A 19555-nucleotide genomic window follows, 5' to 3' on the forward strand; every position below is an offset into this window, starting at 1 on the left:
ACGGGCACCTCCGGGCAACTGAGTTGCCCGGAGGTGCCCGTCACCGTTTTCGTCAGCCGCGCTTCGCGCTCTCGACCTGCTCCGCTTTCTCGGCCTCCGTCCACTGCTCCGCAGCGGACTTCGCCGATTCGTCCACATCGGACTCAGCGGCGTCCGCCGCTTCGCCCTCGGACTCCGCCGCGGCCTTCGGCTCCGCCGGCTCCGGAGCGGTGGGCTTGGCTGCGCCTGCGGTGCGGACGTTGAGAAGGCGGGCCACCTCGCTGCGGAGGTGGACGAAGGTTTCCGACTCACGGGTGGTGATCTGGTCTCGCTCGTCGCCGAGCGGGATCTCTAGGTCCGACACGATGCTGGCCGGGGACTTCGACAGGACGAACACGCGGTCCGCCAGGTAGATGCTCTCGTCGATGTCGTGGGTGACCAGCAGGACCGTGCTGTCGAACTGCTTGCGGACGCGCAGCAGCAGGTCCTCCAGCTCGAAGCGGGTCTGGGCGTCCACCGAGGCGAACGGTTCGTCCATCAGCAGCAGGGCCGGGCGGCAGGCCAGGGCGCGGGCGATGGACACCCGCTGCTGCATGCCACCGGAGAGCTGCCACGGGTACTTCTTCGCGGCCGCAGACAGGCCGACCCACTCCAACACCTCGTCGGCGCGCTCACGGCGCTCGGCCTTGCTCACGCCGCGGGACCGCAGCGGGAACTCCACATTGGACCGCACCGACAGCCAGGGGAACAGCGAGCGGCTGTAGTCCTGGAACACCACGGCGAGGTCCTCGGGCACGCCCTGCACCGGGCTGCCGTTGAGCTTGACCTGGCCGTCGGTCGGCTTGATCAGCCCGGAGATGGAACGGAGCATGGTGGACTTGCCGCAGCCGGACGGGCCGACGATGCACGCCAGCTCACCGGTGCGCACCTGGAAGGTCAGGTCGGCGATGGCCTGGTGGCCGTTCGCGCCTCCGTAGCGGTGGCCGAGCCCGGAGACTTCCAGCATGGTCTTGGTTTCGGTCATCGAGATTCAGCCTCCGACTACGTTCGCCGACGCTTGCGACGGTTGCCAGCTCAGCGCGCGGCGTTCCACTGCGAGCAGCAGGGTGTTGAGCAGGTATCCGAGGATGCCCAGCAGGACGATGCCGGCCCACATGCCGGGCAGGTCGAAGGCCCGCTGGTCGAAGACCAGCCGGTAACCGATGCCGTTGGTGGAGCCGACGAGCTCCGAGACGACCATCAGCACCAGCGCCAGCGACAGGCTCACCCGCAGGCCCGCGAAGATCTTCGGGGTCGCGGCGGGCAGCACCACGCCGAACACCCAGTGCGAGCGGGGGATCCGGAACGACTTTGCGGTGTCGACCTTGACCTGGTCGACCGAGCGCACGCCGTCCACGGTGTTGAGCAGGATCGGCCACACCACGCCGAACACGATCACGGTGATCTGCATTTCGGTGCCGATGCCCAGCAGCACCAGGAACACCGGGACCAGCACCGGCGGCGGGATGGCGCGCATGAACGCCATCAGCGGTCCGAAGTAGTCCATGCCGGTGCGGGAGCGGCCGAGCAGGGTGCCCAGCCCGACGCCGATCACCACCGCGATCAGCCAGCCGGCGAAGACGCGGCCGAGGCTGGCCAGCAGGTCGGTGTAGACCTCCTCGGTCAGGAACAGCGAGGAGGCCGGGCCGCTGAACCACTTCTCGGCAGCGGCTTCGGCGATCCGGGTCGGCGGTGGGAAGAACGGGTTCTGCCCGAAGCGCGTCACCAGTTCCCAGGCCACGATCGCGATGATGAAAACCAGCCAGCGGCGCAAGAATCCCTGCAGTACCGCCTCTCCGCGATTCACAGTCCCGCCTCTCCGCGATTCGATCTCGCGTTTCGAGGTTTCTTGTGGCTGGTTTGCGTCGCGGTCCCCTGAGGTGCGGTTGTGCACGACTCGGCCTGATACGGGGTTGCTCATGCCGCCTCCCGATCGACTGTGCTCCAGCGCAGCCCGCGCCGGTGCAGCAGTTCCAGCGCCTCGTTGATCAGGTAGCCGATGATGCCCGCGACCAGCGTGCCGGCCAGCACCAGGTCCATCCGGCCGGCGCCGGAGCTGGCGTCGAGCACGAAGTTGCCCAGCCCGCCGCTACCGCCGGCCAGGAACTCGGTGCTTACCACCAGGATCAGCGCGACGGCGGCCGACATCCGGATGCCGGTGAGCACGAACGGAGCTGCGTTGGGCAGCGCCACGGTGAACATGATGCGGCCGCGGCCGAGCCCGAAGGAGCGCGCGGTGTCGACCATGACCGGGTCGATCTCGTCCAGCGCGTAGATGGTGTTGAACAGGATCGGCCACACCGCGGCGTACACCGCGAGCGTGATCTTGGTCTCCGGACCGGCGCCGACCAGCATGATCGCCAGCGGGATCAGCGCCACCGACGGAATCGGGCGGAGGAACTCGATGATCGAGCGGGTGGCCACCCGGAGGCTGCGGACGCTGCCGAGCAGCAGCCCGGCCGGGACCGCGATCGCGATGGCGATGCCCAGCGCGATCGCCCAGGCCAGCGCGCTGGCGATTACGTCGAGCAGGAAGTCGCTGTCACCGAGCAGCTCGGCGAGCTGCGTGAGCACTGTGGACGGTGGTGGAAAGTATTGCTGGGGAACGGCTCCGGATCGGCTGAAGACTTCCCAGACGAGCAGGAAGCCCAGCAACCCGAGAAGACCCCTGATTATTTTCGTCATTTCCCGAATCAGCTCTGTCGCGGTGCGGTGCGCCCGGCGGTGTGCGTTGGTGCGTCCGAATTCCAGCACCTGCGGTGCGCGGTGCGGTGATCGGGGCCGGGAATGCCGAAATCGGCACCGGAGCGCCGATTTCGGGGAAATTCCAGGAGAACTGGCGAAGTCAGGAGGGTGAAATCTGGCCTCGGCCCGATCTCACCCTCGCCGCTCGGCTCAGGCCTTGGGAGTGACGATCATCTCTTCGACGTTGATGTCGTTGTCGATGAAGCCGTATTGCTTCATCAGCCGCGGCACCCGCTGCAGACGGGTGGCGTCCGCGCGGGAGTTGAAATTCAGCAGCGTGATGATCTTCGCGGTTTCCTCGTCGATCTTGGCGAACTCCGGCAGCAGCGGCTCGATCTTGCTGCGGTCCTGCGCCTCGGTCACCGCGCGGTCCATCGCCTTCTGGAACGCGGCGACGGTCTTCGGGTGCTCGTCGCAGAACTTCGCGGTCGCGCCGTAGCCGGTCAGCGGCAGGTCCTCCAGCGGACCGGTGGCGGTGTCGACCACCGGCACCGCGCCGCTGCGGGAGGCCATGGTCAGGAAGGGCTCGGTGACGATCGCGGCGTCGACGCGGTCCTGCTCCAGCGCGGCGGGCATGTTCATGAACGGCACCTGCGCGAGCTCGACTCCCTTCCAGTCCACGCCGTGGGCGTCGAGGGTGGCCTTGACCAGCAGATCGGAGATCGTGTTCGTAGCGCTGATGGCGATGGTCTTGCCTTCCAGGTCCTTCGGGGCCCGGATGCCGGACTTCGAAGGCGAGGTCATGATCACCGTGGTGTTCGGCGCGGCGGACGCGCAGTCGGCCACGACCCGCAGCGGTGTGGTGCCGCTGTCCTGGGCTTTGAAGAACGGCACGTAGCTGCTGTAGGTGATGTCGTAGTCGCCGCCGATGGTGCTGGTCAGGGCCGCGCTGCCGTCGTTGGCGTTGATGATCTCGACGTTGAGGCCGACTTCCTTGAAGTAGCCGTTGCGCACCGCCAAGTGCAGCGGCGCCAGGTCGTTGATCGGCAGCGCGCCTACCCGCAGGTTCTGCTTCTCCACCAGCTCGTTCCCACCGCCGTCCGACTCTGAGCCGCCGAGGAGGCCACAACCGCTCGTGCCCAGCAGCGCGCCGGCTGTGACCGCTCCGCCTGCGAGTTTCAGCAGGCTCCTGCGCGGGAGGGCGCGGTGGACGGGGCTCATGTGTTCCTCCTCGGATTCGGGGTGCGACATGCTGAAGAACCGCGCCGGGTTGTCCGGTGCGCGGCAACCGAGCGCATGCGTGCCCCTCGAGCGCCGGACCTGATTCGCGGCGCCGATGATCACCGTCTGCTCTGGGATGCGAGTGAGGAACAGTCGGCGCGCCTCCGGCAGTGCGTTGGCGGTGGCGGGGCACCCGAACTGTAGAACGTTCATGAAACGGTCACAACCAGCTGTAACTAGCTCGTTGTCACACTATCGACCCATTTGTTGTTCATACCACTCGATCGCGTGGCGAACGCGAGCCTTAGGGGCCTGACTTGTGACGCCCAGTTAAGTATAGTCTCGCCCGTCGAGGTGACTGGCCTCTTGCTTCGGGGGATGCACGTTGTGACCAGGGAGTGTGATGGCAAGCCCGGCTGACAGAGTCAGGGTCATCGACTGCTCGGCGGAAGTCGAGGAATCGTCGGCCTGCTCGTGGGTTCTCGGCGTGGTGACGCCGCTTCGCGGGCGCGCTCCCCGCACCATGATCAACACCGCCGCGGCGCGGAGAGGTAGCTAGCCGTGGCGAGGTCGCACATGTCCGCCGCAGCGCAGGAAACAGGGATGCTCAACAACGACCCCGCTACCGGAGCCGGTGCGCCCAACCAACCGGGTGCTACCCGGACCAAGACGTGGTGGCTGCGCAACTGGCGCCTCCGGTACAAGATGGCCGCCGTTCTGCTGGTGCCGACGCTGGCCGCGCTGGCGGTCGGTGGCACCCGCGTCTACGACGGCGTGACCACCCAGAACCAGCTCAGCACCATCGTCGAACAGGTGGAACTGGCCCAGCAGTCCGCCGAACTGACCCACGAACTGCAGCGCGAACGCGACTTCGCGGCGGTCTTCACCACGGCCGGCCATCAGCAGGCCAAGGACGACTACGCGGCGCAGAGCAGCAGGGTCGACGGTGCCGTGCGGAAGCTGCGCGACTTCGAGGACCGCGTTGGCGAGTTCTCGCCAGAAGTGCGCGACGCCTACAACAGCGCGGTGCACCGCGTCGGCAGCCTCGGCGCGCTGCGCAACACCATCAACGGCCAGTTCACCAGCCCGCAGACGCTGGTCGCCTACAACTCGGTCATCGACACCCTGCTGCAGGTCAACCGCACGGTGTCCACCTCCGCGGTGAACACGCAGGTCAGCCAGACCGCGCGAGCCTCCGAGGCGCTCGGCCGGGCCAAGGAACAGCTCGCCCAGCAGCGCTCGATCCTGCTCAGCGCCGCGCTGCGCGAGCACTTCCTCACCGGGCAGACCGAGGCGATGCGCGCCGCGAACGCCCGGTTCGAAGCCGCCTACTCCGAGTTCCTGAACTCGGCCAACCCCGACCAGCGCGCCCTCTACGCGGCCCGCGTCGCCGGGGCCGCTGTCGACGCCACCGAGCAGATCGAGCAGACCGCGCTGATCCGTGCGGAGAGCGACCAGTCCTCCTCGCTGGGCATCAGCGCGCAGAACTGGGGTCAGGTTGCCGGTGAGCGGACCGACTTGGTGCGCTCCGTCGAGGAATCGGTCCTCAACGATTTCCATACCGATGCCACCGACCTCGCCGACTCCGCCTGGTGGACGCTGGTCCGCGACGCGCTCCTGCTGCTGCTCCTGTTGGTGGTCGCCTTCGGCGTGGCGGCGTTCATCGCCCGCTCGATCCTGCGCCCGCTGCGCACCCTGCGCTACAGCGCGCTGGAGATCGCACAGGATAGCCTGCCCGACGCGATCAGCCGGGTGAACGAGAACCCGAGCGCGGCCAGCCAGATCACGGTGCCGCCGGTCCCGGTGCACACCGAGGAGGAGATCGGTCAGGTCGCCCGGACCTTCGACACGGTCAACCAGCAGGCGCTGCGCCTGGCCTCCGAGCAGGCGCTGCTGCGGAACAACATCAACGACCTGTTCGTCAACCTCGCCCGCCGGAGCCAGACCCTGGTGCAGCGCCAGCTGTCCCTGATCGACCGGCTGGAGCAGGACGAGCAGGACCCGGACCAGCTGAGCAGCCTGTTCGAGCTGGACCACCTCGCCACCCGCATGCGGCGGAACAACGAGAACCTGCTGATCCTCGGCGGCACCGACCTCACCCGGCGGATGATGCGCCCGGTTCCGCTCAACGAGGTCCTCGGCGCCGCGGTGTCCGAGGTCGAGCAGTACGCGCGGATCGCCGTGGTGGACACACTGGACCTGGCCATCCAGGGCCGCGTGGTCAACGACTTCGTGCACCTGATCGCCGAGCTGCTGGAGAACGCCACGGTGTTCTCCAACCCGGACACCGAGGTCACCGTCCGCGCCGCCTACCGCAGGCAGGAACTCGTCATCGAGATCCGCGACCGCGGCGTGGGCATCGACGCCGAAGAGATCGACGAGATCAACGAGCGGCTCACCCGGCCGCCGGAGATCGACGTCGCGGTGTCCCGCCGGATGGGTCTGTTCGTGGTCGGCCAGCTGTCCCGCCGCCACAACATCCGCGTCGAGCTGCACAACAACGACGGCCTCGAGGGCGGCGCGACCGCCACGGTCGGCCTCTCCGGCGAGCTCGTGGTGCAGCTCACCCCGGACGGCCCGATGCCGATGCCCGACGTGCCGCGCGGCGGCCGCGGCGACGAGCGCCGCGACTCGCTCGGCGAGACCGGCACCCACCTCGGGCTGGCCGCTGCCTTCGGCGGACGCCCCGACCGGGCGGCCGAGCCGCCCACCGAGCACGCCCCGCTGCCGCAGCTCGGCCTCGACCAGGCCACCGCGTTCACCGCGCTGCCGCAACGCGAGCCGCAGCCGGAACAGGACGAGGCGGACACCGAGCTGTCGACCGAGTACTCGGTGACCATGTCCACCGGCAATTCGTTCGGCGCCACCGACGTCCCCCAGTGGGAGGATGAGCGGACGGCGCCCGCGGACGACGACGTCCGCGCCGAGGAATGGCCCAGCAACGAGATCCTCAACGGCTTCGACGGCCAGTGCGGCGCGCCCGCCGCAGCGGCAGACCTGTTCCACAGCCCGTTCGAGGCGGAGAAGACCGCTCGGTTCACCCCGACGGTATTCTCGGACGAGCTGAAGGAACCGGCGCACGACAACAGTGTGCTGAACGGGTTCGCCCACGAACCCGCCGAAGTCGAGAGCAGGGTCAATTCCGAGCGCGCCGCCGGCAACGGAACCCGGCTGGACGCGGTCGCGGACTCTTTGCCCCGGAGGGGGAGTCCCGAGCAGAGCACCCAAGGCCAGCCGGCGTTCGCCGACGATGAGCCGAGAGGGGCGGCCTGGGACATGGACGACGCGCCGACCCAACGCCTGCCGATCTACGAAGCCGTGCTGTCGCAGTGGTTCCGCGAGTCCGATGTGGACGATTCGCCGCTGGGCTCCGAGCCGAAGTCGTCCCAGCCCGCGTCGTCCCAGCCCGTCGCGGCGGGACCGGCCCCCGAGCCCGCGGCCGAACCCGTCGCCGAGGTGCCCCGCACCACCACGCCCGACCCGGGCTGGGGCGGCGCCGACGTGGGTTGGAAGGCAGCCGAAGCGCTGCTGCAGTCCCCGGAGGTCCAGGAGACCACCTCAGCGGGACTGCCCAAGCGGGTGCCCAAGACCAACCTGGTGCCGGGCTCGGCGACCCCGCGCTCGTCGCAGGCCCCCGGGCGCAAGCCTGCCACCCCGCGTTCGGCCGATGCCGTGCGCGGTCGGATGGCGAACTTTCAGCAGGGTGTCAAACGGGGTAGGCACTCCAAGGCCGAACCGGTTTCCACCGAACCTCGCTCGAACGCGAGCCGTCCCGAGGAGCAGGAGTGAACGGGTCCGTGCAGCAACCGATGAGCAGCAACAGCTTCAGTTGGCTGATCACCGACTTCGTGCGTCGGGTTCCCGGCGTGGCGCACTCGGTGGTCGTGTCCGCGGACGGCCTGCTGCTCGCCGGCTCCCAAGGTCTGCCGCGCGACCGCGCCGAGCAGCTGTCCGCGGTCTCCTCGGGCCTGGTCAGCCTCACCCAGGGCGCCGCGCGCTGCTTCGAAGCCGGTGAGGTCACCCAGACCGTGGTCGAGATGGAGCAGGGCTACCTGTTCCTGATGTCCATCAGCGACGGCTCCTGCCTGGCGGTGCTCGCCGCGCCCAACGCCGACATCGGCCTGGTCGCCTACGAGATGACGCTGCTCGTGGAGCGGGTCGGCCGGCAGCTCACGCCGGAACTGCGCGCACAGCTGCAGGGCATGGGGCGTCGGTGACTCCGGTTGGGGAACGCTGAGGGGAGCTCGCCATGACCACCGGTTCCGAGCCAAGCTGGGACGGTGACCTGTTCCGCCTCTACAACAAGAGGTCGAGCGCGGAATCCTGGCAGGACGACTTCGTCGACGACGCGGCCGGGCAGAACTCGGACTCGCTCGGCGGCTACGACCGGGCGCTGTTCGGGGGCCCGGGCGCCGACCTGTTCGGTTCCGGTTACGACGCGCCCCCGGAGGCGTCGGACCTGCCCCGCCCGGTCGAGGGCAGCGGTCCGCCGTCGGTTTCGATGCCGTCGATCTCCGGGTCGATGGGACCGATCTCCCACTCGATGCCGTCGATCTCGCAGCCGATGGCACCGATCTCGCAGTCCATGCCGTCGATCTCCGGATCGATGCCGGCGATCCCCAGCATCGACGTGCCGGAAGACGACGGGCTCGACAGCGGTTCGCTGGTGCGGCCCTACGCTCGCACCAGGGGGCGGACCCGCACCGATTACGATCTTGCTATCGAAACGCTGGTCACCACCAGCGAACGCGGCCGCACCCAGGCGGCCAGGTCCGAGCACCGCTCGATCTCCGAGTTGTGCATGGAGGCCCGCTCCGTCGCCGAGGTCGCCGCGCACCTGCGGCTGCCGTTGGGCGTGGTGCGCGTGCTGATCGGCGACATGGCCGACACCGGACTGGTTCTGATTCACGACAGCGGCATGGTCGTCGGTGATCGGCCGTCCATGGAGTTCTTGGAGAGGGTGCTCAGTGGGCTTCGCAGGCTCTGATCCTCGTGCCACGCCGAGCGGCCGGAAGACCTCGACGAAGATCGTGGTCGCTGGTGGTTTCGGCGTCGGGAAGACGACGTTCGTCGGCTCGGTTTCCGAAATCGTGCCGCTGACGACCGAAGCGGTCATGACCGAGGCCAGCGTCGGGGTCGACGACCTCAGCGCCACGCCGGGCAAGGTCACCACCACGGTGGCGATGGACTTCGGCCGCGTCTCGCTGGACCAGGACCTGATCCTGTACCTGTTCGGCACGCCCGGCCAGCACCGGTTCTGGTTCATGTGGGACGACTTGGTGCGCGGCGCGATCGGCGCGGTGGTGCTGGTCGACACCCGCCGCCTGGCGGACGCGTTCGCCTCGATCGACTTCTTCGACGACCGGGGCCTCCCGTACATCGTCGCGGTGAACACCTTCGACGGAGTCCACCACCACCGCATGGAAGACGTCCGAGAAGCCCTCACCATCGACCCCTCGGTCCCGATGATCTCCTGCGACGCCCGAAACCGGGACAGCACCAAGCAGGCCCTGATCACCCTGGTCCAACACGCCATGAGCCAACGCATGGCCACCGCTCGCTGAGTCCCCGCCGGCGTGTTGGGCGCCTGACACGCCGACACCCCGATCACAGTTTCAATTGAAACTGTGATCGGCAGTGGGTGGGATTTACAGTTTCAATTGAAACTGTGGTTCCCCGGTGTGTCGGGACCCGGCGTGTCGGGGCCTGTGGACAACTCCGACTCCCTGTGGACAACTTCCGCAATTTCAATGGAAATCAGACGTCTGATTTCCATTGAAATTGCGTGCTGGACCCTGGGAGTCCGGGCGTCCACCCGGGATCAGGAAAACTGTGCCGCAGTCGACCTCGATCTTCACGATGCTGCTCCGCTTTCGACCAGGGCGGTCGGGGCGTCGGCGACCGAACCCCAGTCTTCGAAGAAACCCAGGTCCTCGTGGCAAAGTGTTGATCGGTCAGTCTTCGACGACGGCGACGGTCATGATCCGGTGGAGCGGGTAGTGGCCGAGCTCGTCGCTCGTCGTGTCCACTCCTTGGAGGACTCCGCCTCCGACGCTGACCGGGCGCACCACGCGCTCGCTGCGCACGCCGCGCGTGTCCACGAAGCCCAGCCACACGCTCCGGCGCTCCCGCGCCGCGTCGCGCAGCAGCTGCAGCGTCGCTTCGGCGCTCGGCCGTCCGCGTTCGGGGCTCACGGCGCTGCCGCGCCGCGCTGCCCCTGCGCGGTCTCCCGCGCGCAGCTGCGCAACCAGCTCCGCCAGTTGCTCCGCGTTGGGTCGCGCGATCCCCGCCGGCTGCGCCGGACGGCTCTTGCCGCGCACGCGGCGCCCGCTCTCGCGGAGGTCGATGACGTTGCCGTCGGGGCCTTCGGCCACCGGCGTGAAGCCTGACGCTCGCAGGGTTTCCACCACGTCGGCCAGCGGCAGCGTACTGACCAGGACGGTCGGCGCGATGCGCCGGAGTTCGAGCTCTTCGCTCTCCGGTTTGGCCATGATCTCGGCCAGCAGCAGCTGGTCGTCGCAGCGCAGGAATGCCGAGGCGGTGCCCGCGCGGAGTCGGCCGTGGCGGCGGGCGACGTCGTCGATCAGGTAGGTCAGGGACTGCGGGATCGGCGTGCGCGAGCGGGTGCGGAACAGCGCGTGCAGGTCGTCGGCGGTGTGCCCGGCGTCGAGCGCGCGGCGGACGCTGGCGTCGCTGATCCGGTAAACCGTTGCGCTGCCTGCGGATTCGACGTCGGCGACGAGCTTCATCTCGATCGCCAGGTCCGGTTCGAGGCGCCCCGGTGCGACGACCGTCAGGTCGGCCTGCACCAGCACGTGGTCCAGCGGTTCGGGCAGCGCGTCGGCGACCACGCGGGCCGCTTCGGCGCCGCCGTCGGCGAGCAGCACGCGACCGGCGGTGGTCAGCGCGTGCAGCGCCACGATCCCGAGCGCCGTCGCCTCGGCGAGGGTCCAGCGCACCAGGTCGTCGCGGAGTCGCCCGCCGCGGCGCGGAGCTCGCCAGGCCAGCACGGCGGCGACGTCGTCCGGCCGTGCGCCGTAACCGCCGGGGAGTTCGTCCAGGTAGTCGAGGACGCGACGGCGGTCCTTCGGTGCGAGCGGACGGCGGAGGTCTTCGGACAGCGGGCCGAGCAGGCGGTCCTTCTCGTCGCGGGCGCCGATCAGACCGGGCAGCCGCGGCAGGTCGAGCCAGGCCTGCGCGAGCGCGGCCCAGCGCTGCTCGGGCGGGGAGGCCAGCCAGGTGTCGGACGGGTAGGTCGGGATCCACTGCGGCTCGGTGGCTTCGCTGTTGGCGACGAGATTGGCCGCGACGGCGAGCTCCACCAGCAGGCCGAGCCGGTTCTCGTCGACGTCGATCGCTTTGGCGGTGCGGCGAAGATCGCGCACCCCGACGCCCCCGGAACGCAGCACGTCCGGCGGGTCCTCGCCCCAGACGTTGAGCAGTTCTTCCACGTGTCGAAGGAGTTCCAGCACCTCGCCAGCAGCGGTGCCGTCCACTGTGGACCGCTCGGATTCGATGAGATCCAGGATCGGCTCGTCCGGCTCGACCTCACCCATCGGCTCGTCCCCGCGCACGGCGAGCGCGAGTTGCCGGGGCAGTTCGACGGTCTCGGCGTCGCGGCGCAGCAGCAGTCCCTTGGCCAGCAGGCGCTGCACCGGATTCGTCGCCTGCGCCAGCGGCACGTCCTTGGCCGCGTCCTTGGTCCGGCCGATCGGTGACCCGGTGGCGAGCTTGCCGACCAGTCGCTGCTCCTCCTCGTCGAGGTCGGCCAGCGCGGCTTTCGCGGCGTCCTCGGTCAGGTGCTCGGCCCGCCGGCCGAGCCCGGCCGGGAAGTTCGGCAGCACCTCGCGCACGGCCGGCGAGGTGGTCAACGCGTCGTCATCCCCCCAGGCCAGCGCCAGGTGGCGCAGCTTCTCGACGGCCCGCCGGGCCTGCTGCGGGGTGATCTCGCTGCCGAGCATCCCGGCGACGTCGTCGAGCCGGACCGGCGCGAGGTCGGCGCCGAGCAGCACCAGCGCTTCCAATGCGGCGAGGGTGAACGAGTCCAGGTCTTCGCAGGCCCGCGCCGTCGAGGAGCGCACGCCGATGCGCGTGGCCAGCACCGCGGTATCCGGGGGCGGCGGCGTCGCGAGGTCGGGACGAGCGCGCAGCAGTGCCACGAGGGTCTCGTCGCTGCGTTCCCGCAGCCAATCCGCTAGCGAAGACATCCCCACCACGATACCCAGCGAACCACCAGCGCGGACGTGGTCGAGAACCCCGGCTGGACATACCTGAGGAGGGGCGCCCGCAGTCCAGGGAACCCCTGAGGTTCCGCTGCTGGCACCGCCACGCAAAGGGACCACTGGAATATGGGCATGCACACCCTTGGGTGAGGTTGACCTCCGCATCCGGCAAACTGGACCTGGACCGTTAGCCGGAATGCACAGGAGGACGACGTGGCCGGCAAGACCAACAAGGACCGCATTGACCCGACTTGGCCGAAGGTCACCGACGGCGAGCACGCGGTGAGCGAGTTCTGGGCCGACAAGCAGGGCGCGCTGTCCCCGTTCGGCGACACCACCTTCCCGCTCTCGCAGGACACCGTGCCGTACCACCACCCGGTCACGCGCATCAACAAGTGACCCGGTTGTCAAGGGCAACCCATCGGTAACCGGACCGGACGTCGCTCACACTCGGGAAAGTTTTAGGATTTTTCGTAGTGGGTGAAGTTCGGCTCGTTTAGCACGCCCGATGGGCTTGCATCCCGGATGAGCGATCCACTCCGGCGGTCGGCGGGCCGCCGGAGAACGGCACCCGACAAAGTCCATAGCCGTACCGCTCGACAGGGGTGTGCCATGCCGGTTCCAGGTCCGGGTTACTCGATCACCGTGCGCGTCGAGGCTCCGCCGTCGACGACCGCCGCGGGCGATCTGACCAGTGCGATCGGTCGCGCAGGCGGAGTCATCACGGCGTTCGACGTCGTCGAGTCGCACGCCGATCGCATCGTCGTCGACATCACCTGCAACGCGCGGTCCGCCGACCACGCCAACGACCTCGCCGAGGTCCTCGACGGACTGTCCGGGGTCCGCATCCGCAAGATCTCGGACCGGACGTTCCTGATCCACCTCGGCGGCAAGATCGAGGTCAACTCGCGGGTCGCGCTGAACAACCGTGATGACCTGTCCCGCGCCTACACGCCGGGTGTGGCCCGGGTGTGCACCGCGATCGCGGACAATCCCGAGGACGCCCGCCGCCTGACCGTCAAGCGCAACGCGGTCGCCGTGGTCACCGACGGCTCCGCCGTGCTCGGCCTGGGCAACATCGGGCCGGAGGCCGCGCTGCCGGTGATGGAGGGCAAGGCGGCCCTGTTCAAGAAGTTCGCCGGGGTCAACGCCTGGCCGGTGTGCCTGGACACCCAGGACACCGAGGAGATCATCCGCGCCGTTGAGCTGATCGCCCCCGTCTACGGCGGCATCAACCTCGAGGACATCGCGGCCCCGCGCTGCTTCGAGATTGAGGCCCGGCTGCGAGACAAGCTGAACATCCCGGTCTTCCACGACGACCAGCACGGCACCGCGATCGTGGTGCTCAGCGCACTGCGCAACGCCCTGCGCGTGGTGGACAAGGACATCGCCGACTGCCGCATCGTGGTGTGCGGCGTGGGCGCGGCCGGTTCGGCGATCATCCGCCTGCTCCAGCACAAGAAGCCGGCCGACATCATCGCGGTCGACATCGACGGCATCGTCCACGCCGGACGCGGCGACAGCGACCCGAACCTGCAGTCCATCGCTGCGGGCACCAACAAGGACGGCCGGGCCGGCAGCCTGTCCGATGCGGTGTGCGGCGCGGACGTGTTCATCGGCGTTTCGGCGCCGAACCTGCTGACCGCCGACGATGTGGCGTCGATGAACGCCGACTCGATCGTCTTCGCGCTGGCCAACCCGGACCCGGAGATCGACCCGCTCGAGGCGCAGAAGCACGCCAAGATCGTGGCGACGGGCCGCAGCGACTACCCGAACCAGATCAACAACGTCCTGGCGTTCCCGGGTGTCTTCCGAGGTCTGCTCGACGCGCACGCGCACCAGATCACCGACGACATGATGATCGCAGCGTCCAACGCGATCGCCGACGTCGTCGACGGCGACCGCCTCAACGCGTCGTTCATCGTCCCGAGCGTCTTCGACTCGGCGGTCTCCCCGGCGGTCGCCGAAGCCGTCAAGAAGGCAGCCCTCGCGGCCAAGTCCGGAGAACCGTCCCCCGAGGGCGGCTCCTCCCTCCCGTGGAGCATGGCCGAGGACATCGACTTCTGACGGGTGGAGCAGTCCCTGGTGAAGGGCGCCTTCGAGTTGGTCGAAGGCGCCCTTCGCTCTTGATCAGGGGTGGGCGACCGTGATCGCGTCTTTGAGGTAGGCGGCGTGGTCCGGGGCGGGGTTCAGGGTGTGGCACGCCCAGGCGCGGCGTTCGTGGTCGATGACGTGCAGCTCCCAGACGCAGGCGAAGAGGTGGGCCCTGGCCGGGGCGAAGGGGTCGCCGTCGTCGGAGCGCAGCAGCCGCTGGCAGCGGATGTCCTGCTCCCACCAGTGCACCAGCAGCCAGGTGGAGTCCTCCCCGCGGTGCACGATCACGAAGCCGTGCTCGGCGGTGTCCGGCAGGTGTTCGGCTTTGATGCGCCGGAGTCCAGGCGGGCGCTGAGGTTCCGCTACTGGCACCGCCGAGCAAAACGAGTTCAAAGACAGGTTCTCAAGTGCTTTAGGCTCGGGAGCATGGCGCAGGATGAGCTCACGCACGTCGACGAGACCGGTGCGGCCCGGATGGTCGACGTGTCCGAGAAGGAGGCCACCGCCCGCCGGGCCGTCGCCACCGGAGTGGTGCGGACGACGCCCGAGGTGATCGCCCTGCTGCGCCGGGACGACCTGCCGAAGGGCGACGCGATCGCCACCGCCCGCATCGCGGGCATCATGGCCGCCAAGCGCACCCCGGACCTGATCCCGCTGTGCCACCCGATCGCCATCTCCGGTGCGAAGGTCGAGCTCGAGCTGGGCGAATCCGAAGTCCGGATCACCGCCACGGTCAAGACCACGGACCGCACCGGGGTGGAGATGGAGGCCCTCACCGCGGTCGCGGGCGCCGGCCTCACCCTCCACGACATGATCAAAGCCGTCGACCCGTCCGCCGTCCTCGACGAGGTCCGAGTGGAACGCAAAGAAGGCGGCAAGACCGGCACCTGGACCCGCTGATCCGCTCCGACGTCCTGGCCCGGTTCAACCTGCTTGAGGCGAGGTCGGTGGGTCGCGGAGGATGGCCTTGCGGCTGCCGGTCGCGCGCAACACACAGGAGGTCTCCATGACGATGACAGCGCGGGTGATCGCCGCGTCCAACCGCGCCGCAGCCGGGGTGTACCCGGACCGCACGGGACCGGTGATCGTCGAGTGGCTGCGCACCCGCGGTTTCGAGACGTCCGACCCCGTCGTGGTGCCCGACGGCGACCCGGTGGGGGAGGAGCTGCGCCGCGCGGTCGCCGACGGCGCCGACGTCGTGATCACCACGGGCGGCACCGGGATCAACCCGAGCGACCGAACTCCCGAGGTCACCGCGGCTGTGCTGGACTACCCGATCCCCGGACTGGCCGAGGCGATCCGCTCAGCAGGGCTGCCGCAGGTCCCGACCGCGGTGTTGTCCCGAGGCCTGGCGGGGGTCAGCGGCCGGACGCTGATCGTGAACCTCCCGGGCTCGCGCGGTGGGGTCAAGGACGGCCTCGGCGTGCTCGAAGGGGTGATTGACCACGCCGTCGACCAGCTGCACGGCGGTGACCACGCGACACCGAACCGCGCCGCGGCGGACGTCCTGCGCGCCGACGTGACCGAGGAGGTCATCGACGTCGACGCCCTGGCCCGCTCGGTCGAGCACCGCGCGGCGGGCGCAGTAGTGACCTTCGGTGGAGTCGTGCGCGATCACGACGGCGGCCGCGGCGTGCAGGAGCTGGAGTACACCGGTCATCCCAGCGCGAACGACGTGATCGCCGAGGTCGCTCAGGACATCGCGGCGCGCTTCGACGGCGTGCGCGCGATCGCGGTCTCACACCGCATCGGCCTGCTCAAGATCGGCGACGTCGCCCTGGGCTGCGCGGTCGCGGCCGAGCACCGCAAGCAGGCCTTCTCCGCTTGCTCGGAACTGGTGGACGAGGTCAAGCGCCGCCTGCCGATCTGGAAGCGGCAGGTCTTCGACGACGGTGCCGAGGAATGGGTCAACTGCCCATGACCTGGCATACATAAATCAGGACACCCGCAGACCAGGCGGGCGCTGAGGTTCCGCTGCCCGCACCGCTGCGCAAAACGAGTTCAAAACAGGTTCACGAGGGGAATGCGCGGAGGGTCGCTTCGACGAGGGCGTCGGCGAAGGCGTCGTCGAGCGGACCCGAGCGCGTCAGCCACCGCTGGGTCAGCGGTGCGTACAGGAAGTCCAGGACCAGGTCGAGGTCGGCGTTGGCGTCGAGCTGACCTGCGGTTTGCGCGCTGCGCAGGCGCTGCTTCTTCGCCTCGCGCATCGGCGCTTCCATCTTCTCGCGGTAGGTCGCGGCCAGATCCGGGTCGTTGATGATCTCGGTGTGCAGCGCTCGGATCGGTGCTTCGAACTCGGCATCGGCGAACTCGGCCGCCGTCGCGCGCAGCACGGTCTTGAGGTCGGCTTCGAGGTCACCGGTGTCGGGCAGCACGATGCCGTTCTCGCCTTCGCTGAGCGCGAGGATCGAGTCGAACACGACTGCGCCCTTCGACGACCACCAGCGGTAGATCGTCTGCTTGCCGACGCCGGCGCGGGCGGCGATCGCCTCGATCGTCAGCTTGGCGTAGCTGACCTCGCTGACGAGTTCGCGCGCTGCGGTCAGGATCGCCGTCCGGGACCGCTCGCTGCGACGGGTGGCGTTGGGGAGCTTCTCCTGGGGCACGCGCCCAGGCTATCCCGAAACGAGACGTTTCGTCTTGACACGAGTGGCGAATCCGGCGCATGCTGATACCAACGCGAGACGGACCGTATCGTCTCGGTAAATCGAAAGAGGCAACGCATGCGAGACGGCGAACCCCGCACCTGGTTCATCACCGGCGCCGCCCGCGGACTCGGCCGGGCGTTCACCGAAGCCGCCCTGGCCGCGGGCGATCAGGTCGTCGGCATCGCCAGGGACGTCACGCCGCTGGACGAGCTGGTCGCGACCAGCGACGGCCGCCTGGTCGCGTTCTCCCTGGACGTCTCCGACCGCGCCGCGGTCTTCGCCGGCGTCGAGCGGGCGGTGGCGGCGTTCGGACGGCTGGACGTCGTGGTCAACAACGCCGGGAGCTCCTTCCTCGGCATGCTCGAGGAGGTCACCGAGGAGCAGGCCCGGGCGCACCTGGACACCAACTTCTTCGGCGCGCTCTGGGTGAGTCAAGCGGTCGTGCCGCACCTGCGCAGGCAGGGCTCCGGGCACATCCTCGCCGTTTCGTCGATGGGCCCGTACGGCGGCTTCGCGGCGGCCGGGCTCTACGGGGCTGGCAAGGCGGCTCTCGACTCGATGAGCGAGGCGCTGGCAATGGAGGTGGAGCGCTTCGGGATCAAGGTGACGATCCTCGGCCCGGGCGGCTATCAGACCGAGCTGTTCACCAGGGGCCTGACCATGACCGAGGAGCACGAGGCGTACGCCCCGCTGCGCGAGTGGCTGCAAGGCCTGTGGTCCGAGTCGGAGGACTTCGACCCGCAGCTGGCGGCCGAGGTCGTCATGGAGGTGGTGGACATGCCGGAACCGCCGAAGCGGCTGATCCTCGGCGGCGCCGCCTACGACATGGTCGACGAGATGAACCGCGGTGTCGTGGCGGAGCTGGCGAAGTGGGAGCACCTCAGCCGCCGGGCGGACTGAACACCTGGAAATGACGGGACCCCCACCGCTGGGGGCGTGCGGTGGGGGTCCCGAGAGGGGCGGAGTACGTGCCGTGTCGGGGGGTACGACACGTACTCCTCGCCGACCGGCTCAGCCGGCCGACCAGATCACTTGATGTCGAGCTGCTGACCCGGGAAGATCATGTTCGGGTCGCTGATGATGTTCGAGTTGCGCTCGGCGATCTTCTGGTAGCTGACGCCGAACTTCTCGCCGATCTTGCTCAGCGTGTCGCCGAGCTGCACGGTGTAGTCCGCACCGTTGGTCTTGACCGTCGACTTGGTGGTCGGGGTCGTCTTCTTGGTCTTGGTCTGGGTCTGCGACTGGGTGCTGACCGGCTTCTGGGTCTGCACCTCGGTGCTCGTCTTGGTGCTGCCGCTGACCCAGTTGGTCTTGGAGGTGCAGCCCGGCCAGGCGTTGGCGCCCTGCGCGGCCAGGACCTTCTCGGCCACCGCGATCTGCTGCTCGCGGGACGCGAGGTGGGCGCTGCTGGCGTACTGGGTGCCACCGAAGGCGGACCAGGTGGACTGGGTGAACTGCAGTCCGCCGTAGAAGCCGTTGCCGGTGTTGATGCTCCAGTTACCGCTGCTCTCGCACTGCGCGAGGGTGTCCCAGTCGGCTGCGTTTGCCATCGGGGCGATCGCGATCGGGGTTGCGACCACCGCGCCGGCGACGGCGACACGGGCAACGGTGCGGCTGGTATTGGAAGGCTTGCGGTGCTTGCCCTGGTAGCGAGCCATGTTCCTCTCTCCTGCCGCGCCTGCGAGGTCAGCTGTCGGGTTCGGGCTGAGAGGCAGCCCGGCCGGCTCCGGGGAACCGGCTTCACCCCTAGGGCTTCGGGGAGCCCGGGAATGGGTCCCCCGCCCCTGTCCGGTGTTTCTCGTTTCGGGGGTCGGAAGCCCGCCGGACAGGGTTCGGCGCTGCGGGCTTCCCGTTCTTGCTGATCGGTTCGGGGCCGACCGATGAGGGACACTACGTAACCGACGGGGAGATCCCAAATCTTCTGACACGTGACGGTGGTCACGTAACAAGTGGGGCAGACGCTCCGATCCGTGTCGTTTCTGCTGATCAGAGCGTTGTTACCAAGTCGTTTTCTAGTCGAGATCGATCACCGTGGGTGAGGCGTGGGTCACCACATTGCTCCCGTCCGGGAATCCCTGTCACACCCGTTTGTGTCACTCGGGGGAGTGGCATTTCGACTCGCTCACGCGCGCGCAGGCGTGCGCGGGCGTGCGGAGGCGATCACGAAAGGGGTTCACGTCGAAGCGGAGCGTAGTGATCTGCGTCGCTGGATCAGGCGCCGTTAAGGCTGCCGAAGGACGCGATTACGGGGTCAAGATCGACACGGCCACGTCGATACCGAAATGTCACCTGGAAGAGGATGTACGACATGCCGGGGCATGTTGTATTCGCACGTGCGCGCGCACGCGCGCGCAGTAAGTAAGGTGCTTCGGGAGACCCCGGTTCAGCCGCCAGCGAACGGGGGCAGGACGTCGAGCGTCGCGGAGGCGGGAACAGCGGTCCCGCGGTCCCGGACGGCGATTCCGTCGAGCAGGAAGCTGCAGGCCGGCAACACTTTCGCCAGGCCTTCGTCGTGCAGGTCCAGGACCGCCGAGATGACGTCCGAGACGGTCGTCGGGCCCGTCAGGCGTAGCGTCTCCTCCGGAACCCCGGCAGCGGCTCGTGCGCCTGCGAAGTAGCGCACCTGCACCGCCACCACTTCGACCTGCTCCGGCATCGCCGTCATCC

General features: G+C 68.8%; 18 protein-coding genes and 1 riboswitch. Of the genes, 9 read left to right on the top strand and 9 right to left on the bottom strand.

The genetic code is table 11. The annotated features are described in order from the left end of the window. Positions 1-52: 52 nt before the first annotated feature. The 4 genes from ACWCO2_RS09375 to ACWCO2_RS09390 all read right to left on the bottom strand — a co-directional run bounded on the left by ACWCO2_RS09375 (position 53) and on the right by ACWCO2_RS09390 (position 4137). Positions 53-985 (bottom strand): ABC transporter ATP-binding protein, encoded by a 933-nt coding sequence (locus tag ACWCO2_RS09375; protein WP_450127282.1) that lies wholly within the window; start codon positions 983-985, stop codon positions 53-55. Between the two features lie 24 nt (positions 986-1009). Continuing rightward, complete coding sequence (locus ACWCO2_RS09380; protein ID WP_450127233.1) at positions 1010-1825, bottom strand: ABC transporter permease; 816 nt, start codon at positions 1823-1825, stop codon at positions 1010-1012. A gap of 110 nt (positions 1826-1935) precedes the next feature. Then, positions 1936-2703, bottom strand: a complete 768-nt coding sequence (locus ACWCO2_RS09385; RefSeq protein WP_450127234.1) for an ABC transporter permease — start codon at positions 2701-2703, stop codon at positions 1936-1938. A 210-nt stretch (positions 2704-2913) separates the two neighbouring features. Beyond that, entirely contained in the window at positions 2914-4137 is a 1224-nt protein-coding gene (locus tag ACWCO2_RS09390; RefSeq protein ID WP_450127235.1) for an ABC transporter substrate-binding protein, read from the bottom strand. A gap of 348 nt (positions 4138-4485) precedes the next feature. Here ACWCO2_RS09390 and ACWCO2_RS09395 point away from each other — a divergent pair, with 348 nt between their 5' ends. Genes ACWCO2_RS09395 through ACWCO2_RS09410 form a run of 4 tightly spaced genes read left to right on the top strand, consistent with a single transcriptional unit; the run spans position 4486 to position 9488 of the window. Further along, positions 4486-7713: a sensor histidine kinase gene (locus ACWCO2_RS09395; protein ID WP_450127236.1), complete on the top strand. Its 3228-nt coding sequence runs from the start codon at positions 4486-4488 to the stop codon at positions 7711-7713. A gap of 20 nt (positions 7714-7733) precedes the next feature. Continuing rightward, complete coding sequence (locus tag ACWCO2_RS09400) at positions 7734-8141, top strand: roadblock/LC7 domain-containing protein (protein ID WP_450127283.1); 408 nt, start codon at positions 7734-7736, stop codon at positions 8139-8141. 32 nt (positions 8142-8173) lie between these two features. After that, positions 8174-8911: a DUF742 domain-containing protein gene (locus ACWCO2_RS09405; RefSeq protein WP_450127237.1), complete on the top strand. Its 738-nt coding sequence runs from the start codon at positions 8174-8176 to the stop codon at positions 8909-8911. Beyond that, on the top strand, positions 8892-9488 hold the full coding sequence (locus tag ACWCO2_RS09410; RefSeq protein ID WP_450127238.1) for a GTP-binding protein: 597 nt from the start codon (positions 8892-8894) through the stop codon (positions 9486-9488). Before ACWCO2_RS09405 ends, ACWCO2_RS09410 begins: the two co-directional genes overlap by 20 nt. A 390-nt stretch (positions 9489-9878) precedes the next feature. On the opposite strand, the gene ACWCO2_RS09415 is transcribed toward ACWCO2_RS09410, so the two are convergent. After that, positions 9879-12131, bottom strand: a complete 2253-nt coding sequence (locus ACWCO2_RS09415) for a helicase-associated domain-containing protein (RefSeq protein WP_450127239.1) — start codon at positions 12129-12131, stop codon at positions 9879-9881. A 228-nt stretch (positions 12132-12359) separates the two neighbouring features. Here ACWCO2_RS09415 and ACWCO2_RS09420 point away from each other — a divergent pair, with 228 nt between their 5' ends. Both ACWCO2_RS09420 and ACWCO2_RS09425 read left to right on the top strand, forming a co-directional pair. Further along, positions 12360-12545 (top strand): hypothetical protein, encoded by a 186-nt coding sequence (locus ACWCO2_RS09420; protein WP_450127240.1) that lies wholly within the window; start codon positions 12360-12362, stop codon positions 12543-12545. 213 nt (positions 12546-12758) lie between these two features. Further along, positions 12759-14213, top strand: coding sequence for a malic enzyme-like NAD(P)-binding protein (locus tag ACWCO2_RS09425; protein WP_450127241.1), 1455 nt, complete (start codon positions 12759-12761; stop codon positions 14211-14213). A 63-nt stretch (positions 14214-14276) separates the two neighbouring features. Here ACWCO2_RS09425 and ACWCO2_RS09430 read toward each other — a convergent pair whose 3' ends face one another. Continuing rightward, positions 14277-14633, bottom strand: coding sequence for a hypothetical protein (locus ACWCO2_RS09430; protein ID WP_450127242.1), 357 nt, complete (start codon positions 14631-14633; stop codon positions 14277-14279). Between the two features lie 33 nt (positions 14634-14666). Here ACWCO2_RS09430 and moaC point away from each other — a divergent pair, with 33 nt between their 5' ends. Then, positions 14667-15140, top strand: a complete 474-nt coding sequence (moaC, locus tag ACWCO2_RS09435; RefSeq protein WP_450127243.1) for a cyclic pyranopterin monophosphate synthase MoaC — start codon at positions 14667-14669, stop codon at positions 15138-15140. 106 nt (positions 15141-15246) lie between these two features. Then, positions 15247-16161, top strand: a complete 915-nt coding sequence (locus ACWCO2_RS09440; protein ID WP_450127244.1) for a molybdenum cofactor biosynthesis protein MoaE — start codon at positions 15247-15249, stop codon at positions 16159-16161. A 91-nt stretch (positions 16162-16252) separates the two neighbouring features. On the opposite strand, the gene ACWCO2_RS09445 is transcribed toward ACWCO2_RS09440, so the two are convergent. After that, positions 16253-16846, bottom strand: a complete 594-nt coding sequence (locus ACWCO2_RS09445; protein WP_450127245.1) for a TetR/AcrR family transcriptional regulator — start codon at positions 16844-16846, stop codon at positions 16253-16255. A gap of 117 nt (positions 16847-16963) precedes the next feature. Between ACWCO2_RS09445 and ACWCO2_RS09450 the strand changes: the two genes are divergently transcribed. After that, complete coding sequence (locus ACWCO2_RS09450) at positions 16964-17788, top strand: SDR family NAD(P)-dependent oxidoreductase (RefSeq protein ID WP_450127246.1); 825 nt, start codon at positions 16964-16966, stop codon at positions 17786-17788. A gap of 128 nt (positions 17789-17916) precedes the next feature. Here ACWCO2_RS09450 and ACWCO2_RS09455 read toward each other — a convergent pair whose 3' ends face one another. After that, the gene (locus ACWCO2_RS09455) at positions 17917-18546 is read right to left on the bottom strand and encodes a transglycosylase family protein (RefSeq protein ID WP_450127247.1); all 630 of its coding nucleotides are present in this window, start codon (positions 18544-18546) and stop codon (positions 17917-17919) included. A 1-nt stretch (position 18547) separates the two neighbouring features. After that, positions 18548-18692: riboswitch (cyclic di-AMP (ydaO/yuaA leader) on the bottom strand. 579 nt (positions 18693-19271) lie between these two features. Beyond that, positions 19272-19553: a MoaD/ThiS family protein gene (locus tag ACWCO2_RS09460; protein ID WP_450127248.1), complete on the bottom strand. Its 282-nt coding sequence runs from the start codon at positions 19551-19553 to the stop codon at positions 19272-19274. Between the last annotated feature and the right edge of the window lie 2 nt (positions 19554-19555).

Source organism: Saccharopolyspora sp. NPDC002376, assembly GCF_053593195.1.

What these genes read in the sequence shown, in the direction of transcription:
- ACWCO2_RS09440 (WP_450127244.1), top strand. Translation starts at nt 15,247, where the DNA reads ATGACGATGACAGCGCGGGTGATCGCCGCGTCCAACCGCGCCGCAGCC.
- ACWCO2_RS09460 (WP_450127248.1), bottom strand. Translation starts at nt 19,553, where the DNA reads ATGACGGCGATGCCGGAGCAGGTCGAAGTGGTGGCGGTGCAGGTGCGC.
- ACWCO2_RS09450 (WP_450127246.1), top strand. Translation starts at nt 16,964, where the DNA reads ATGCGAGACGGCGAACCCCGCACCTGGTTCATCACCGGCGCCGCCCGC.
- ACWCO2_RS09425 (WP_450127241.1), top strand. Translation starts at nt 12,759, where the DNA reads ATGCCGGTTCCAGGTCCGGGTTACTCGATCACCGTGCGCGTCGAGGCT.
- ACWCO2_RS09455 (WP_450127247.1), bottom strand. Translation starts at nt 18,546, where the DNA reads ATGGCTCGCTACCAGGGCAAGCACCGCAAGCCTTCCAATACCAGCCGC.
- moaC (WP_450127243.1), top strand. Translation starts at nt 14,667, where the DNA reads ATGGCGCAGGATGAGCTCACGCACGTCGACGAGACCGGTGCGGCCCGG.
- ACWCO2_RS09405 (WP_450127237.1), top strand. Translation starts at nt 8,174, where the DNA reads ATGACCACCGGTTCCGAGCCAAGCTGGGACGGTGACCTGTTCCGCCTC.
- ACWCO2_RS09400 (WP_450127283.1), top strand. Translation starts at nt 7,734, where the DNA reads ATGAGCAGCAACAGCTTCAGTTGGCTGATCACCGACTTCGTGCGTCGG.
- ACWCO2_RS09390 (WP_450127235.1), bottom strand. Translation starts at nt 4,137, where the DNA reads ATGAACGTTCTACAGTTCGGGTGCCCCGCCACCGCCAACGCACTGCCG.
- ACWCO2_RS09415 (WP_450127239.1), bottom strand. Translation starts at nt 12,131, where the DNA reads ATGTCTTCGCTAGCGGATTGGCTGCGGGAACGCAGCGACGAGACCCTC.
- ACWCO2_RS09385 (WP_450127234.1), bottom strand. Translation starts at nt 2,703, where the DNA reads ATGACGAAAATAATCAGGGGTCTTCTCGGGTTGCTGGGCTTCCTGCTC.
- ACWCO2_RS09375 (WP_450127282.1), bottom strand. Translation starts at nt 985, where the DNA reads ATGCTGGAAGTCTCCGGGCTCGGCCACCGCTACGGAGGCGCGAACGGC.